A 14,938-nucleotide genomic window follows, 5' to 3' on the forward strand; every position below is an offset into this window, starting at 1 on the left:
CTACTCCTGTCCGGCGGCGGGCGGTAATGTCGCACCCGCCATCATCGCGCCGCCCTTTATCCAGGCGATCCACGCCTCCATCCCTTCGCCGCTGCGTGCCGAAACGCGCAAGGTGCGCGCCTTCGGGTTCACGCGGCGCACGTTGGCTTCGGCAAGGTCGATATCGAAATCGAGGTGCGGCAGCAGGTCCACCTTGTTGAGCAGCACAAGGTCAGACGCGGCGAACATATCCGGGTATTTGAGCGGCTTGTCCTCTCCCTCGGTCACCGAAAGAATCGCCACCTTGTGCGCTTCGCCCAGATCGAAACCGGCCGGGCAGACAAGGTTGCCAACGTTTTCTATCAACAGAACAGAGCCATCCTGCGGCGCCAGCGGTTCAAGCGCGTGGCCGATCATGTGCGCGTCAAGGTGGCAGCCCTTGCCGGTGTTGACCTGCACCGCCGGAACGCCGGTTTCGCGGATGCGATCGGCATCGTTGCTGGTCTGCTGATCGCCCTCGATCACCGCCAGCGGCAGTTCGCCTTTCAGCTTTTCAAGCGTCCTGACCAGCAGGCTCGTCTTTCCCGAACCGGGCGAGGAGACGAGGTTGAGGACGAACATGCCCTTGTCGGCAAACAGCTTGCGATTGGCGGCGGCATAGGCGTTGTTCTTGCCAAGGATATCGGCTTCAAGCCGGATCAGGCGCGACTGGCTCATCCCCGGCACGGACGTTCCCGCCGGGCCTTCGCCATAGTGCAGATCACCATGATCGCCGTGGTGGTGGTGATGATCGTGGTCATGATGATCGTGACCATGATCGTGATGATGATGATAGTGGTGATGGCCCTGCCCTTCGATCCGGGTTTCGCCTTCGCCGCATCCGCATACGTTGCACATCAGCACACCTCCAGTTCGCGTATCTTCAGGTCTTCCCCGCCGGTCACCTGCACCTGGTATCCGCCGCAATGCGGACAGGCATCATAACGCTGCGCAAGCCGAACCGCACGCGCGCAGGGCATGCACCACCCCTCGCCCGGCAATTCCACGATTTCCAGCGTGGCGCCCTGCGCAACCGAACCGTTCATCGCCACGTCGAAACCGAAGCGCAGCGCTTCTATTTCCACGCCCGAAAACGCGCCGACTTCCAGCGCCACACGCTCAACCCGCGCGAAGTTCCGCGCACGCGCCTGATCCTCGATGATGGAGCGGATGGATTCGCACAGCGCCAGTTCGTGCATCAGCCCACCTCCTCGCGCCCCGCCTCCACGCGCCCCGCCTCCACGCGCCAATGCGTGCACGGATCGACCGCGGCGACGATTTCGCGCGCCGCATCCGCGCGGTCACCCGCGGGAAGAGTCGCCAGTCCGGCCAACCATGGCCGCACAAAGCCGCCTTGCGCAAGCGCGGTATCGGTGGGCGAAAGGATCGCATAGTCCGACACGCGGCCGTGTTCTGCGCGCGCCCGGTGGGTCAGCGCACCGCGCGCGCATTCCACCGTTACCTGCGCGCCGCCGTCGGCCGGTCGCTGCGCGACAGCGGGCGTTCGGGTGTCTCCGCTTCTCATGGCCTTCACCACGGCGGCAAGGTCCGCCAGCCGCGCGGCGTGGAACGACGCGACGCTGCCCGAGCGCACGTCTGCCAATGCGGGCGCGGCGGAATGGCGATGCACCAGCGTTTCGAGCAATGGCCCGTCCGCTTGCGGCAAGTGGTCCTGCCCAAGCGCGCGGAGCATATGCCGGGCCGCAACGGTCTGGCCGCGCGCGGCCCATTGCGGCAGACTTTCGCGCGCCAGCCATTCATCGGCAGGGCACCCGAACACCCGCTCCTCGATCAGTGCCAGTGCGCGGTCCGCCCCGCCAGAGCGCGTGGCGCGGTTCACCTCCATCGCCGCGTCCCGGTCAGGCGCTTCGCCCAGAGCCGCCGTCCAGCCAAGAAACACCCGCAAGGCGTGTTCCCGCACGGTTTCGGCCATGGCCGCATCGCGCAAGGCCGCGTGTTCATCCGCATCGACCGGCTGACCGGCGGCGGCTGAAAGCGCCAGCATCGCCGCAAGTTGCTGCGCCGCCGGGCAGATCGCGAAAACGCGGCCGAGCAGCGGCACCACCTCTTGCACATCCCGCCCGGCAAGGATGCGCGCCACGCGGCCCGTTCCCTGATAATCGACCGTCAGCGCCGGTTCCGCATCGGACACGCGCACCACAAGGCCGGGAAGCCCGCTCATCGCGCGGCGTCCTGGCTCTGCGAGCCACCCGCGAAACGGCTGGAGGCGAAAAAATGGGCGCAGTCGGCAAGCGAAGGCATGATCACCGGCAAGTCTCCGGGCACGGCTGGCGCGGTTTCGGGAATCTGGCCACCCTCGATCGCGCTGCCAAACAGCATATCCCGAGAATTGCGATAGCGCACGTATCAAGTGTCGCGCATCGCAGCCGGCTGAGCGGCACCGCGAAGCGACTTCCGAATGCTGTTGGCAACGGGCCGGAACCCGCTCGCTGGCAAGGGCGCCCAAAACGCAGACAGCGATCAAACTATGGGAAAAACTGGAGCGGGCGAAGGGATTCGAACCCTCGACCCCAACCTTGGCAAGGTTGTGCTCTACCCCTGAGCTACGCCCGCTCGTGCGTTTCGGGACCGGGGCTTCGAAGCCCTCCGATCCGGGGTGAGGCGCGCCGTTAGCATGGGGTCCGTGACCCCGCAAGCAGGAAATTTCCCTTTGCGCGCAGCAGAGGGGGCGTCCCTGCGTCAAAGGGCATAAACCCCTTGCCGTTCGCCATGCGGTTCCCACATTGTGTCGCCTGAAAGCCATTCCTTCCAACCCGACACACGCGGAGAATCGACCTTGGCGAGCGCTGGCCTGAGCATCGACGAACAAAAAGCAGTGGACCGGTTCCGCAAGACGGTGGTCGAACCGTCGATGAACAACCTCGTCATCCTGGACTTCTGGGCCGAATGGTGCGGACCGTGCAAGGCGCTGACCCCGGTGCTGGAAAAAGTCGCGGCCGAATATGCCGACAAGGGCGTGGTGCTGGCCAAGGTGAACGTTGACGAGGAACAGTTCATCGCCGCCCAGTTCCAGGTGCGTTCCATCCCCACGGTCTATGCGATGTTCCAGGGCCAGCCGGTGGCCGACCTGACGTCCGCCCGCAGCGAATCGCAGCTGAAGCAGGCGATCGACCAGATCCTGAAGCAGCTTCCGGTCGAGCCAGGCGGCGCGGCGAACGGCGAGGAAAAGCAGGACATCGGCGCGCTGGTGGCGATGGGCGAGGAAGTGCTGGCGGGCGGCGATGCCGAACGCGCGGCGGGCGTGTTCGCCCAGATCGCCGAGATGGCGCCCGACAACGCGGAAGCCCACGCCGGGCTGATCCGCGCGTTGACGGCGGCCGGGCACCGCGAACAGGCGCAGGCCGCGCTCGACGCGCTCGACCCGAAGATCGCCGCCGATCCCGCGCTCGACCAGGCGAAATCCGCGCTCGCACTGGCGGAGGACGCGCCCGACACCGGAGAGCTTGACGCGCTGAAAAGCGCGGCGGCCGCCGATCCGGCGGATATGGACGCGCAACTGGCGCTTGCCAACGGACTCTATGCCAGCGGCGACCGCGATGGCGCGGTCGACCTGCTGCTGAAGATGATCGAAACCGACCGCGAATGGAACGAAGGCGCGGCAAAGGCCCGCCTGTTGCAGATATTCGAAGCGGTCGGGCTTGAAGACCCCTGGGTTGCGGCCAAGCGGCGGCGGCTCTCGCTGGTGCTGTTCGGCTGAGGCCTGGCGCATGGCCGGAACGATCAGCACGACGCGCCTGTCGATCTTCCCGCTGGCCGGGGCGCTGCTTTACCCCGGCCTGCACCTGCCGCTGCACATCTTCGAACCGCGGTACCGCGCGATGGTGTCCGACGCGCTGGCGCGCGACCGGCGCATCGCGATGATCCAGCCGCAGCCGACCGGCGACGGGACGCAGTTGTTCACCATCGGCTGCGTGGGCCGGATCGACGAGGTGGAGGCGCTGGACGACGGACGCTTCAACCTTGTGCTTGAGGGTCTTTCGCGCTTCCGCGTGCTGCGCGAACTGGACGTGACGACGCCGTTCCGACAGGTCGAGGCCGAACTGATCCCCGAACCCGACGACCAGACGCTGAGTTCGGTGGAACGCGCGGGGTTCGAACAGGAAGCGCGCGATTTTGCCGATGCGCAGGGCTATCGCGTCGACTGGGAGGCGGTTTCGCGGCTGGACGACGTGACGCTGATCAACGGCGTGGCGCAGATCGTGCCCTTCGATGCGGCCGCCAAGCAGGCGCTGCTGGAAGCGGGCGACATCAACGAACGCTGCGACCTTCTGGTGCAGCTGATGCAGTTCTTCGGACGCCGCGACGATGACGACGACGACCGTGTGACGCTGCAGTAGCGGTGGCGATCGGCGGCACGATGCTAGAGCGTCTAGGCCTGAACCTGCCGATCATTCAGGCGCCGATGGCCGGTGTTTCGACGCCCGAACTTGCGGCGGCCGTCTCTAACGCGGGCGCACTCGGTTCCATCGGCGTGGGAGCTACGGACGCGGCGGGCGCAGGCGCCATGATTGCCAAGCTGCGCGCAAGGACCGACCGGGCCTTCAACGTCAACCTGTTCGTGCACCGCAGTCCGGTGCCCGACCCGTCGCGCGAAGCAGCATGGCTTTCCGCGCTCGACCCGACCTTTCGCGCCTTCGGGGCAAAGCCCCCGACCACGCTTCGCACGATCTATCGCAGCTTCGCCGAAGACGAAGCCATGCTGCGACTGCTGATTGCGACAAAGCCGCCGATGGTCAGCTTTCACTTCGGATTACCCGACGGCCCCCGGATCGCGGCGTTGAAAGAAGCCGGATGCCACCTTGTCGCAACGGTCACGAACCTGGCCGAAGCGCAGGCCGCACGGCGGGCAGGCATCGATGCCCTGGTTGCGCAAGGTATCGAAGCGGGAGGCCATCGCGGCTGTTTCGACGAGAATGCCGCCGACGATTGTCTGGGGACGATGCCCCTCGTCCGCATCCTCGCAAGCCAATCCGGCCTGCCGGTAATTGCGGCCGGAGGGATCATGGACGGCAGGGGCATCGGCGCCGCGCTTCGAATGGGCGCAATCGCCGCGCAACTGGGCACGGCCTTCATCGGCTGCCCGGAAAGTGCGGCGGACGAAGCCTATCGTTCGGCCCTGTTCGCCACGGAGGCACGGCACACGGTGATGACACGCGCGATTTCCGGCCGCCCCGCCCGCTGCCTGCGCAACCGCTTCACGATCCTGGGCGACACGATCGAGGCGGGCGTGCCGGACTACCCGATTGCCTACGATGCGGGCAAAGCGCTCAACCTGGCGGCAAAGGCGGCTGGCGAAAGCGGTTTCGGTGCGCAATGGGCCGGTCAGGGCGCGCCGCTGGCGAGAACGCTTCCGGCAGCGGACCTTGTCGCCCGATTGGCGGCAGAGATGGCCGGTTGAATTGCCGCCCAGGCGGTGCAGGGCTGCAAATGTCAGAATCGTGCCGCTAGAACTGAGCCTTGATCCCGTCGATCACGTATTGCGCGGCGAGGGCGGCCAGCAGCACGCCCAGCAGCCGCGTGATCACCGCTTCGGTGCGTGCGCCCATCAGGCGCATCAGCGGGCCGGCGGCGATCAGCGCGATGAGCATCAGGACCATCACGGACGCAAGCGCGGCAAGCACGACCAGCGTCTGTTCCGCGCCTTGCGCGCGCGCCATCAGCAGCATGATAGAGGCGATGGCGCCCGGCCCAGCCAGCATCGGCATGGCCATGGGGAAGACGGAAACATCCTCTATCTCCGGCCCCTGATGCTCTTCCTTCACGCGCTCCGCCCGTTCCTCTCGCCGCTGGGTGCGCTTTTCGAACACCATGTCGAGCGCGATCACGAACAGCATGATGCCGCCCGCGATGCGGAACGCATCCAGCTCTATGTGCATGGCGGCGAGCAGTTGCTTGCCGAACAGCGCGAAGGCGACAAGGATCGTGCTGGCGATCAGCACCGCGCGGATCGCCATGGATCGCGATTGCTGCGGCGTCGCGCCGCTGACGAGCCCGGCAAAGATCGGCGCACAGCCGGGCGGGTCTATCACCAGGAACAGCGTTACGAAGGCAGACAGGTAAAGCGAAATCATTGCGCGGCCCCTTGCGGCGCGGCAACGCGGCTGTCCACCACCGTTTTCCACGCGCCGTCTTTCCACGCCCATGCGATAAAGCGGCGGGCCATGTCGGGCATCACGGTGGAACGCCAGGCAAGCGTGCCGTCGTCGGACCGGCCATCCCTGCTGTCGGCGCCGGCGGGAAGCTGCGTGTCCGGCAAGGCGGCGGGCAGCGGCGCGATGCGCAGGCCGGTTTCATCGTCCTTCGGCCAGTCCTTGTGCTCTCGCAGATACATCGGCGGCACCCCGCCATGCGCGCCGCGCTTGCAATCGGCCACATTGCCATCGACGAAATCGGCTTGCGGAAGCGGCTTTGCCAGCGTGTCGCCCTGGTCAAGCACCCACTTCAAATCGCCCTTCTTGTTGCGCCGCCAGACGGTTGTGAAATAGCCGGTCCCTTTCGGCCCCTGCCACGCCCCCTTCGTGAGCGCATAGCTGCCGTCGCAGCTCGACCACACGACCTGCGGCTGCCACGTCATCGCGGCGGGCGGGTTCGCACGGTCCTTCAGCCAGTCGCGCGCGTTCACGCGCCGGGGCACGAACATCTCCGCGTCCTTGGCCGCGTTGTCGCGAAAGGCGGTCCACTGGCCCTTGTCCTTCGCCTCCTGCGCGAAGCCCAGTTCAGCCGCGATCACCGCGCCGGGGTTGGCCACGGGCCGCAGTTCGGGCCTGCGCCGCGCATCGGCGGGTGACGAGGCGAGAACGGCGGCAAGCGCCAGAGCAATCCCGATGGACGCCCGGACGGTGTTCCGTCCGTCCCGGGCCTGTCGATAGACAATAGTGCCGCTCATCGTTCCTGCCACATTGCCCTGCCACATTGCGAAGTCGCCCTTCGACACGCTCAGGGCGAACGGGATAGAGTCAGATCGCGTCTTCCGCCAGCGTCAGCCCGGCATTGCGATGCGCGGCAACCAGCGTGTTGCGCAGCAGCACGGCGATGGTCATCGGCCCCACGCCGCCCGGCACCGGCGTAATCGCGCCCGCCACTTCTGCCGCCGAAGCATAGTCCACATCGCCCACCAGACGGCCCTTGCCGCCCTCTTCGGCCGGCGGCAGGCGATTGATGCCCACGTCGATTACGGTCGCGCCGGGCTTGATCCAGTCGCCCTTCACCATTTCGGGACGGCCCACCGCGGCCACCACGATATCGGCGCGGCGCACAACCGCTGGCAGATCCTTCGTCCGGCTGTGCGCGATGGTGACGGTGCAGCTCTCCTGCAAGAGCAGCTGCGCCATCGGCTTGCCGACGATGTTGGACCGCCCGATCACCACGGCATCAAGCCCGGACAAGCTGCCCAGCCGGTCTTTCAGCAGCATCAGGCAGCCGAGCGGCGTGCAGGGCACGAATCCCGGTTGCCCCACCGCAAGCCGTCCGGCGTTGGTGACGTGGAAGCCGTCGACATCCTTGTCCGGATTGATCGCGGCGATCACCTTCTGCTCGTCCATGTGCCTGGGCAAGGGAAGCTGCACCAGGATGCCGTCGACCGCCGGATCGGCGTTCAGCTGTTCGACCAGTGCCAGCAGGTCCGCCTCGGGCGTATCGACGGGCAGCTTGTGCTCGAAACTGGCCATCCCGGCCTCGACCGTCTGCTTGCCCTTCGAGCGCACATAGACCTGGCTTGCCGGATCTTCGCCCACCAGCACCACGGCAAGGCCCGCCTTGCGTCCCGCTTTCGCCTCGAACCCGGCGGCGAGCTCACCCACCCTGGCGCGCAGCGTTGCGGCGAAGGCCTTTCCGTCAATCACGTCAGCAGCCATCAGTACGCCACCGAGCTTGCGGCCACGCCGCGCAGAAGGATGATCAGCAGGTTCAGCAGGATGATCAGCACCATAGGCGAGAAATCGATCGAGCCGGTATTGGGCATGAACCTGCGGATCGGATTGAGGATCGGATCGAGGATGGCATTCAGCGCGGTCCACAAGGCGCTGACTGCGGCGTTATGCATGTTGACCACGTTGAACGAGATCAGCAGGCTGAGAACGAACTGGATAATCACCGCAATGATGATGATGTTGACCAGGTATCCGATCATCTCGATCAGGGTGTAAAGCAGCACTGGCGTCGAACCTCTCGCTAAAACCGGCAGGCCGCTCGTCTAGCCGAGAGGCACCGGGTGTATCAACCGGGCAATACGCAGACCGCACGTGCAAATTTCACGCGCGCAAATTTCACTGGCCGGTCCGCAGCGTTTCACGCGCGGATCAGTGTGCCCGCACCCTTTTCGGTGAAGATTTCCAGCAGCATCGCGTGCGGCACCCGCCCGTCGAGCACGACCGCCGCCTCGCATCCGGCGCCGACCGCCTGGACGCAGGTTTCCAGCTTGGGGATCATTCCACCCGAAATCGTGCCGTCATCCCTCAACCGGGCAATGTCGCGCGGGCGCAGGTCGGTCAGCAGGTTCTTGTCCTTGTCGAGCACGCCGGCAACGTCGGTCAGCAGGAAAAGCCGCGCCGCGCCCAGCGATGCGGCGATCGCACCCGCCATCGTATCGGCGTTGATGTTGTAGGTGTGCCCGTCCTGACCCACGCCGATCGGCGCGATGACCGGGATCATGCCGGCCTTGCTGGCGGTTTCGATGATCGTCGGGTCGATGTGCGCCGGTTCCCCCACGAAGCCCAGGTCCACGGCCATTTCGATATTGCTTTCCGGGTCCTTGGTGGTGCGCTGCACCTTCACCGCCGTCACCAGTCCCGCGTCCTTGCCCGAAATGCCCAGCGCCTTGCCGCCGGCCTTGGCGATCCAGCCGACCAGTTCCTTGTTGATCGCGCCGGACAGGACCATCTCGGCCACTTCGGCCGTCGCCTTGTCGGTTACGCGAAGCCCGTCGACAAAGCTCGATTCAACGCCCAGCTTCTTCAGCATCGCGCCGATCTGCGGCCCGCCGCCGTGAACCACCACCGGGTTGATGCCCACCGCCTTCAGCAGCACGACGTCTTCGGCGAAATCGTGCGCGAGTTCGGGATCGCCCATCGCGTGGCCGCCGTATTTGACGACGAAAGTCTGTCCGGCATAGCGCTGGAGATAGGGGAGCGCTTCGGTCAGCGTCTCCGCCTTGGCAAGCATCGCGGGGTCGTGGGTCTGTGTCATCGCGCGCAGCCCTTACGCGCAAGTGCGCGCGCGTTCCACCCTTTTGCCCTTTTCCGCCCGTCAGGCCTTCCCGTCCAGCTTGCGCCCCAGCCGCACGAAGACCCAGATCAGCGGCGGCACCATGATCGTGGACAGCACCAGCTTGGAAATGATCTGGCCTTCCATGATGTTGAGCAGGGGCAGCGGCTGGCCGTTGGCGCTGTCCACCACGCCATAGAACGATATGGTGATGAACAGCACGGTATCGACGATCTGGCTGAGCATCGATGCAATCCACGCGCGCAGCATCAGCAGGTGCCCGCGCCCGCCCGCGAGACGCGAGAAGATATAGACGTTGAGCGTCTGCGAGGTGCCATAGGAAATAAGCCCGGCAAGCTGCATCCGCGCGCCCTGCCCCAGAAGCCGCGCATAAGCTTCCTGATCGCCCCAGAACGGCGCGGGCGGCACCGCGCGGATCACGATCGTCAGCAGGATCATCGATACGATCAGCGGCACGAAGCCGAAGCGCACCAGCTTGTTGGCCATGTCCTGCCCGAACAGTTCGGCCACCGCGCTGGCCATCACCACCAGCAGCAGGAAGGCGAAGATGCCCGATTCTACCGCAAGGTCGCCCAGCACGGGCCAGTGCCCCAGCGATGCGAGCTTGGTGCCCAGCACGCCCGCCAGCACGGCCAGCCCGCCATAGAGCAGCGAGAAGACGAACAGCGAACGCGGGAAGGCGGCGGGCGAAGGCGCGGCAGCGGGCGAGTTATCCATCGCCGCCCGATAGCGGCAATTTGCCCGCCGGCCAATTCGCGATTAGGAACGGACGAAACCAGTATCGTTCCCCTGCCGGAGGCCAAGCGCCCTTCATGCACATCCTGTCCAGTCTTGCCGGGATGGCGCTCATCCTGCTGGCCGCATTCCTGCTTTCTTCCAACCGCCGCGCGATCCGCCTGCGCGTGGTCGGCGCGGCCTTCGCGCTCCAGGCCGGGTTCGCGGCGCTGGTGCTTTACGTGCCGGTAGGCAAGGCGGTTCTGCAGGCTACGGCGCACGGCGTGGAATCGCTGCTCGGCTATGCCAAGGCGGGGGTCGATTTCGTGTTCGGACCGCTTGCCTCGCCCGAGATCGGAGGCAACTCCTTCGCCATCGCCGCGTTGCCGGTGATCATCTTCTTCGCCGCGCTGATATCGATCCTCTATTACCTGGGGATCATGCAGCTGGTGATCCGCTGGATCGGCGGCGCGCTGGAAAAGGTGACGGGGATCAGCCGCGTCGAATCGCTGTGCGCGGCGTCCAACATCTTCGTGGGCCAGTCCGAATCGCCACTGGTGATCCGGCCCTATCTGGCGGCGCTTACCCCGTCGCAGCTGTTCACGGTGATGAGCGTGGGCATGGCCGGCGTCGCGGGAACGATCCTGGCCGCCTATGCCAGCATGGGCATCCGCATCGATTACCTTGTCGCCGCCGCCTTCATGTCCGCGCCGGGCGGCATCCTGATGGCCAAGATCATGATGCCCGACGAGCCGGGGGAGGAACATTTCGAACCGGACGAGGCGCAGGCCGCCACCGCCGCCGAACAGAAGCTGACCAATCCGCACGACCCGGCCAAGATCCGCCCGCCCGTGCAGATCGAGCCGGAGGAGGAGCGCCCGGCGAACATCATCATGGCCGCCAGCCAGGGCGCGCAGACGGGCGTGAAGCTGGCCGTTGCGGTGGGCGCGATGGTGCTGGCATTCGTGGCGCTGGTTGCGCTGGCCAACGGGTTTCTGGGCGGGATCGGCGGATGGTTCGGCTATCCTGACCTCAGCTTCCAGCAGGTTATCGGCTATGTCTTCGCGCCGGTGTTCTGGCTTCTGGGGGCGCCGAACTGGAACGAGGCGATGCAGGCGGGCGGCTTTTTCGGCACAAAGCTGGTGCTGAACGAGTTCGTGGCCTTCATCGAACTGGGCAAGGACACCGGCCTTTCGCCGCAGACCAACGCGCTCGTCACTTTCGCGCTCTGCGGATTTGCCAACTTCAGCTCGATCGCCATCCAGATGGCAGTGACGGGCGGGCTTGCCCCGAACCAGCGCGAACAGATCGCCAGGCTCGGGCTGAAGGCGCTGGCCGCCGGATCGCTTTCCAACCTGATGAGCGCGGCCCTGGCCGGCCTGTTCCTGAGCCTGTCCTGACGGCATGAGCGACGCGCACCCCTTCCGCCTTTCCAATGCCGAAGCGCTGGCGGCGGACGCGCCGTACACCTTCTTCATCCCGTCGGCCGCCGAACGGGAGGCCGTGGCCCCCGGTGCGATGGTAAAGCTGGTGTTCGAATACCAGTGGGACAGCCGCAAGCTGAACGGTGAGCGGATGTGGGTGAAAGTAACCCATGTCGACGGCAGGGAGATGACCGGACTGCTGGACAACCGGCCTTACGAAGAAGGGCTGGAAGAAGGCATGGTCGTCAACTTCTCGCCCGCCAACGTGATAGAAATCGAATGGGGCGACCTGCCGCGCCCCGACGTGCCCGAACGGCGCGAATACTGGGAACGATGCTTCGTCGATGCCTGCGTGGCGGACGGCGATGTGCCGGTCGGCTTCCTTTATCGCGAGGAGCCGGACCTTGAAGGAAGCGACGAGAAATATCCCGACAGCGGCTGGCGCATCCGCGGGCGCGAAACGGGCGATCCGGCCGACAGCCTGGACGCGCGCAAGATCGCCTACGTCGCGCTCGGCGCGGTGCTCAACAGGGACAGTTCGATCCTCCCCCTGCTCGATGCGCCGATCGGCAGCGCCTTCGTGCGCGATCCGCAAAGCGGCGAGTACCGACCCGCCTGAACGGACGGAGCGGCGCAAGCGGAGGCGCAGTTCAGCCCTGCGTCGGGCCGGACGTATCCTTCTGCCACCATTTCGCGGCATGGTGCTGCTTCTTGGCGACGGTCGGATGCGCGGCAGAGGGCGGTGCGTCCGATGCCTGGGGCACGCTGCAATAGGCGGTCATGCAGATGCCCGCCCCCCACCACAGGGCATGCCACCGGCTGCGGAATACCTGGTTGATCCTGGGCTTGAACATGGCCGCGAAGGTTACGCCCACACGGTTAAGAAGCGTTGAAAGGGCGCAGCTATCCCGGCCTCACCCGCCTTTCGGCGTCACCCTCTCGTCCCGATCCGCGAACGCTATTCTCCCGCCTCGCGCTTCAACTCGTAAAGCAGGTCCAGCGCCTCGCGCGGGCTGAGCGCGTCTATGTCCAGCCCTTCAAGCCGCGCGCGCAAGGCATCCACCTTTTCCTCTGCGGCGTCGAGCGCGGCGGCAAATAGCGGCAGGTCGCCCAGCCCCGCCGCCAGCCCGCCGGTTTCCGCGCGGCCCTTTTCCAGCTTGTCCAGCACCGCCTTCGCGCGCCGAACCACGGCATCGGGCACACCCGCCAGCCGCGCCACGGCAAGGCCATAGCTCTTGTCCGCCGGGCCTTCGGCCAGTTCGTGCAGCAGCACCAGTTCGCCTTTCCATTCACGCGCGCGGACGTGATGGAGCGACAACGCCCCGCAGCTTTCGGCAAGGCGCGACAACTCGTGATAGTGCGTGGCGAACAGGCAGCGGCTCCGGTTGATCGAATGCACCGCTTCCACCACCGCCCAGGCAAGCGCCAGCCCGTCATAGGTGGATGTGCCGCGCCCCACTTCGTCAAGGATCACGAAACTGCGCTCTGTCGCCTGCGAAAGGATCGCGGCGGTTTCCACCATCTCCACCATGAAAGTGGATCGCCCGCGCGCCAGGTTGTCGCTTGCGCCCACGCGGCTGAACAGCCGGTCCACCATGCCCACCGTCGCGCTTTCCGCCGGAACGAAGCCACCCGCCTGCGCCAGCAGCACCACCAGCGCGTTCTGGCGCAGGAAGGTGGACTTGCCGCCCATGTTCGGCCCGCCGACCAGCCACAGCCGGTCCTGTTCCGAAAGCACGCAATCGTTGGCGACGAAGCGTTCGCCACCCGCCGCAAGCGCCGCCTCCACCACCGGATGCCGGCCGCTGCGGATATCCAGGTCCAGCCCTTCGGAGATCTTCGGCAGCGCCCAGCCGCCTTCCGCCGCACGCTCCGCCTGTCCGGCGGATACGTCTATCCGGGCGAGCGCGTCGGCGGTGGCGGCAATCGCCTCACGCGCGTTTACCGCTTCTCCTACCAGTTCCTCGAAATGCGCTTCTTCCGCCGCCAGCGCGTGCCCGCCCGCTTCCGCGATGCGGCTGGCCTCTTCATGCAGCGCCAGCGCGTTGAAGCGCACCGCGCCGGCCATCGTCTGGCGGTGGGTGAAGCCGCTGTCTCCGGCCATCAGTTTATCGGCGTGCTTGGCGGGCACTTCGATGAAATAGCCGAGCACGCCGTTGTGCTTGATCTTGAGCGCGGAAATGCCGGTTTCGTCGCGGTATTTTGCTTCCAGCGCAGCGATCGCACGGCGCGCGTTGCCCGATGTGCGCCGCAATTCGTCAAGCGACGCGTCATAGCCTTCGGCAATGAAACCGCCCTGCGCGCGTTCGGTGGGCGGTGACGGCACCAGCGCGCGCGAGAAGAGATCGACCAGCGCGCCGTGCCCGCCCAGTTTCGGCAGCAGCTTATCGAGCAAGGCAGGCCGTTCGCTTCGCGCCGACAGATAATCGCGCAGCCGCCGCGCCTCTGCCAGCCCGTCGCGCAACTGGCCCAGGTCGCGCGGGCTGCCGCGCCCGGCAACCACGCGGCCCAGCGCGCGGCCGACATCGGGCGCGGCACGCAGCACCGCGCGCAAGTCTTCGCGCAGCAACGGATCGTCATGCAGCCAGCTGACCAGTTCCAGCCGCGCGCGGATCGCACCCGCGTCGGTCAGCGGTGCGGACAGGTCATCCGCCAGCAGGCGCGCGCCCGCTCCGGTCACGCAGCGGTCTATCGCGGCGACAAGGCTGCCCGTGCGTCCGCCCCCGCTCGCAACAAGGATTTCCAGGCTGGCCCGCGTCGCCTCGTCCATCGCCATGTGCCCGCCGCTCGCGCGCGCGACAGGCGGCAGCAGAAGGGGCAACGCGCCGCGCCCGACGTGATCGAGATAGGCAATCAGGCCGCCCGCCGCCGCCAGCATCGCGCGGGTGAACTGGCCGAATCCGTCAAGCGTGGTCACGCCGTGGATCGCCTTCAGCCGCGCTTCGCCTTCGCCGCTGTCGAAGCTGCGCCCGTCGCGCGGCACGGCATCGAGGGGCGCACCGTCAAGCCCTTCGGGCGCAACGACCTCGCTCGCGCCGATCCGCGCCAGCGCCGCGCCCACGGCCTCGGGCGCGCATTCTTCCAGCTCCATGCGGCCGGTGGAGATGTCGCAGGCGGCAATGCCCACGCTGCCCCGCACGTCGCACAACGCGGCCAGCACGTTTGCGCTGCGCGGGTTGAGCAGCGCCTCTTCGGTCAGCGTGCCGGCGGTAACGAAGCGCACGATATCGCGCGCGACCAGCGCCTTCGACCCGCCGCGCTGCTTCGCTTCCTCGGGCGTTTCCACCTGCTCGGCAATCGCCACGCGGCATCCCGCCTTGATCAGCCGCGCAAGGTAACCTTCGGCGGAATGGACCGGGACGCCGCACATCGGAATGGGCGCGCCGGCGTGTTCTCCCCGGCTGGTCAACGCGATGTCGAGCACTTGTGCCGCCGTTTTCGCATCGTCGAAAAACAGCTCGAAGAAGTCGCCCATGCGGTAAAACAGCAGGCAGTCCCCTGCTTCCTGCTTGAGCGCCAGATATTGCGCCATCATCGGA

At 66.5% G+C, this 14,938-nt stretch carries 17 protein-coding genes and 1 tRNA gene; 5 read left to right on the forward strand and 13 right to left on the reverse strand.

What is annotated here, in order from left to right:
- From hypB to RXV95_RS15620, 5 genes are all read right to left on the reverse strand, one after another.
- Window positions 1-876 (reverse strand): hydrogenase nickel incorporation protein HypB, encoded by an 876-nt coding sequence (hypB, locus tag RXV95_RS15600; RefSeq protein ID WP_338466937.1) that lies wholly within the window; start codon window positions 874-876, stop codon window positions 1-3.
- Window positions 876-1,217, reverse strand: a complete 342-nt coding sequence (hypA, locus tag RXV95_RS15605) for a hydrogenase maturation nickel metallochaperone HypA (RefSeq protein ID WP_338466938.1) — start codon at window positions 1,215-1,217, stop codon at window positions 876-878. Before hypA ends, hypB begins: the two co-directional genes overlap by 1 nt.
- A complete protein-coding gene (locus RXV95_RS15610; protein ID WP_338466939.1) occupies window positions 1,217-2,200 on the reverse strand; it encodes a hypothetical protein in 984 nt (327 codons plus the stop codon). The genes hypA and RXV95_RS15610 overlap by 1 nt, the downstream gene beginning before the upstream one ends.
- The gene (locus tag RXV95_RS15615) at window positions 2,197-2,358 is read right to left on the reverse strand and encodes a hypothetical protein (RefSeq protein ID WP_338466940.1); all 162 of its coding nucleotides are present in this window, start codon (window positions 2,356-2,358) and stop codon (window positions 2,197-2,199) included. The genes RXV95_RS15610 and RXV95_RS15615 overlap by 4 nt, the downstream gene beginning before the upstream one ends.
- 159 nt (window positions 2,359-2,517) lie before the next feature.
- Window positions 2,518-2,592 (reverse strand) — tRNA-Gly (locus RXV95_RS15620).
- A gap of 223 nt (window positions 2,593-2,815) precedes the next feature.
- Here RXV95_RS15620 and trxA point away from each other — a divergent pair.
- From trxA to RXV95_RS15635, 3 genes are read left to right on the forward strand one after another with little or no spacing between them, the layout of a single operon-like run.
- The gene (gene trxA / locus RXV95_RS15625) at window positions 2,816-3,736 is read left to right on the forward strand and encodes a thioredoxin (RefSeq protein WP_338466941.1); all 921 of its coding nucleotides are present in this window, start codon (window positions 2,816-2,818) and stop codon (window positions 3,734-3,736) included.
- Between the two features lie 10 nt (window positions 3,737-3,746).
- Window positions 3,747-4,376, forward strand: a complete 630-nt coding sequence (locus RXV95_RS15630; RefSeq protein WP_338466942.1) for an LON peptidase substrate-binding domain-containing protein — start codon at window positions 3,747-3,749, stop codon at window positions 4,374-4,376.
- A gap of 20 nt (window positions 4,377-4,396) precedes the next feature.
- Complete coding sequence (locus tag RXV95_RS15635) at window positions 4,397-5,437, forward strand: nitronate monooxygenase (protein ID WP_338466943.1); 1,041 nt, start codon at window positions 4,397-4,399, stop codon at window positions 5,435-5,437.
- A 46-nt stretch (window positions 5,438-5,483) separates the two neighbouring features.
- Here RXV95_RS15635 and RXV95_RS15640 read toward each other — a convergent pair whose 3' ends face one another.
- The 6 genes from RXV95_RS15640 to RXV95_RS15665 form a co-directional block, all read right to left on the reverse strand.
- A complete protein-coding gene (locus tag RXV95_RS15640; RefSeq protein ID WP_338466944.1) occupies window positions 5,484-6,110 on the reverse strand; it encodes a MarC family protein in 627 nt (208 codons plus the stop codon).
- Window positions 6,107-6,925 carry a hypothetical protein gene (locus tag RXV95_RS15645; protein WP_338466945.1) on the reverse strand — a complete coding sequence of 273 codons (819 nt, stop codon included), beginning with the start codon at window positions 6,923-6,925 and terminating at the stop codon, window positions 6,107-6,109. The genes RXV95_RS15640 and RXV95_RS15645 overlap by 4 nt, the downstream gene beginning before the upstream one ends.
- A gap of 70 nt (window positions 6,926-6,995) precedes the next feature.
- Window positions 6,996-7,892: a bifunctional methylenetetrahydrofolate dehydrogenase/methenyltetrahydrofolate cyclohydrolase FolD gene (gene folD, locus RXV95_RS15650; RefSeq protein WP_338466946.1), complete on the reverse strand. Its 897-nt coding sequence runs from the start codon at window positions 7,890-7,892 to the stop codon at window positions 6,996-6,998.
- A complete protein-coding gene (locus tag RXV95_RS15655; RefSeq protein ID WP_338466947.1) occupies window positions 7,892-8,191 on the reverse strand; it encodes a YggT family protein in 300 nt (99 codons plus the stop codon). Before RXV95_RS15655 ends, folD begins: the two co-directional genes overlap by 1 nt.
- 134 nt (window positions 8,192-8,325) lie before the next feature.
- Entirely contained in the window at window positions 8,326-9,222 is an 897-nt protein-coding gene (argB, locus tag RXV95_RS15660) for an acetylglutamate kinase (protein WP_338466948.1), read from the reverse strand.
- Window positions 9,223-9,282: 60 nt separating this feature from the next.
- Window positions 9,283-9,978, reverse strand: coding sequence for a queuosine precursor transporter (locus RXV95_RS15665; RefSeq protein WP_338466949.1), 696 nt, complete (start codon window positions 9,976-9,978; stop codon window positions 9,283-9,285).
- A gap of 95 nt (window positions 9,979-10,073) precedes the next feature.
- Here RXV95_RS15665 and RXV95_RS15670 point away from each other — a divergent pair, with 95 nt between their 5' ends.
- The gene (locus RXV95_RS15670; RefSeq protein WP_338466950.1) at window positions 10,074-11,375 is read left to right on the forward strand and encodes a NupC/NupG family nucleoside CNT transporter; all 1,302 of its coding nucleotides are present in this window, start codon (window positions 10,074-10,076) and stop codon (window positions 11,373-11,375) included.
- A gap of 4 nt (window positions 11,376-11,379) precedes the next feature.
- Window positions 11,380-12,018, forward strand: coding sequence for a DUF2185 domain-containing protein (locus tag RXV95_RS15675; RefSeq protein WP_338466951.1), 639 nt, complete (start codon window positions 11,380-11,382; stop codon window positions 12,016-12,018).
- A 31-nt stretch (window positions 12,019-12,049) separates the two neighbouring features.
- Here RXV95_RS15675 and RXV95_RS15680 read toward each other — a convergent pair whose 3' ends face one another.
- Both RXV95_RS15680 and mutS read right to left on the reverse strand, forming a co-directional pair.
- On the reverse strand, window positions 12,050-12,253 hold the full coding sequence (locus RXV95_RS15680) for a hypothetical protein (RefSeq protein WP_338466952.1): 204 nt from the start codon (window positions 12,251-12,253) through the stop codon (window positions 12,050-12,052).
- Between the two features lie 104 nt (window positions 12,254-12,357).
- Window positions 12,358-14,934: a DNA mismatch repair protein MutS gene (gene mutS, locus RXV95_RS15685; RefSeq protein ID WP_338468588.1), complete on the reverse strand. Its 2,577-nt coding sequence runs from the start codon at window positions 14,932-14,934 to the stop codon at window positions 12,358-12,360.
- Between the last annotated feature and the right edge of the window lie 4 nt (window positions 14,935-14,938).

The sequence above is a fragment of the Novosphingobium sp. ZN18A2 genome (genome assembly GCF_036784765.1).
Classification (GTDB): domain Bacteria; phylum Pseudomonadota; class Alphaproteobacteria; order Sphingomonadales; family Sphingomonadaceae; genus Novosphingobium.

What these genes read in the sequence shown, in the direction of transcription:
- RXV95_RS15675 (WP_338466951.1), top strand. Translation starts at nt 11,380, where the DNA reads ATGAGCGACGCGCACCCCTTCCGCCTTTCCAATGCCGAAGCGCTGGCG.
- RXV95_RS15645 (WP_338466945.1), bottom strand. Translation starts at nt 6,925, where the DNA reads ATGAGCGGCACTATTGTCTATCGACAGGCCCGGGACGGACGGAACACC.
- mutS (WP_338468588.1), bottom strand. Translation starts at nt 14,934, where the DNA reads ATGATGGCGCAATATCTGGCGCTCAAGCAGGAAGCAGGGGACTGCCTG.
- RXV95_RS15640 (WP_338466944.1), bottom strand. Translation starts at nt 6,110, where the DNA reads ATGATTTCGCTTTACCTGTCTGCCTTCGTAACGCTGTTCCTGGTGATA.
- hypB (WP_338466937.1), bottom strand. Translation starts at nt 876, where the DNA reads ATGTGCAACGTATGCGGATGCGGCGAAGGCGAAACCCGGATCGAAGGG.
- RXV95_RS15630 (WP_338466942.1), top strand. Translation starts at nt 3,747, where the DNA reads ATGGCCGGAACGATCAGCACGACGCGCCTGTCGATCTTCCCGCTGGCC.
- folD (WP_338466946.1), bottom strand. Translation starts at nt 7,892, where the DNA reads ATGGCTGCTGACGTGATTGACGGAAAGGCCTTCGCCGCAACGCTGCGC.
- RXV95_RS15680 (WP_338466952.1), bottom strand. Translation starts at nt 12,253, where the DNA reads ATGTTCAAGCCCAGGATCAACCAGGTATTCCGCAGCCGGTGGCATGCC.
- RXV95_RS15665 (WP_338466949.1), bottom strand. Translation starts at nt 9,978, where the DNA reads ATGGATAACTCGCCCGCTGCCGCGCCTTCGCCCGCCGCCTTCCCGCGT.
- argB (WP_338466948.1), bottom strand. Translation starts at nt 9,222, where the DNA reads ATGACACAGACCCACGACCCCGCGATGCTTGCCAAGGCGGAGACGCTG.
- RXV95_RS15670 (WP_338466950.1), top strand. Translation starts at nt 10,074, where the DNA reads ATGCACATCCTGTCCAGTCTTGCCGGGATGGCGCTCATCCTGCTGGCC.
- RXV95_RS15635 (WP_338466943.1), top strand. Translation starts at nt 4,397, where the DNA reads ATGCTAGAGCGTCTAGGCCTGAACCTGCCGATCATTCAGGCGCCGATG.
- RXV95_RS15610 (WP_338466939.1), bottom strand. Translation starts at nt 2,200, where the DNA reads ATGAGCGGGCTTCCCGGCCTTGTGGTGCGCGTGTCCGATGCGGAACCG.
- hypA (WP_338466938.1), bottom strand. Translation starts at nt 1,217, where the DNA reads ATGCACGAACTGGCGCTGTGCGAATCCATCCGCTCCATCATCGAGGAT.
- RXV95_RS15615 (WP_338466940.1), bottom strand. Translation starts at nt 2,358, where the DNA reads ATGCTGTTTGGCAGCGCGATCGAGGGTGGCCAGATTCCCGAAACCGCG.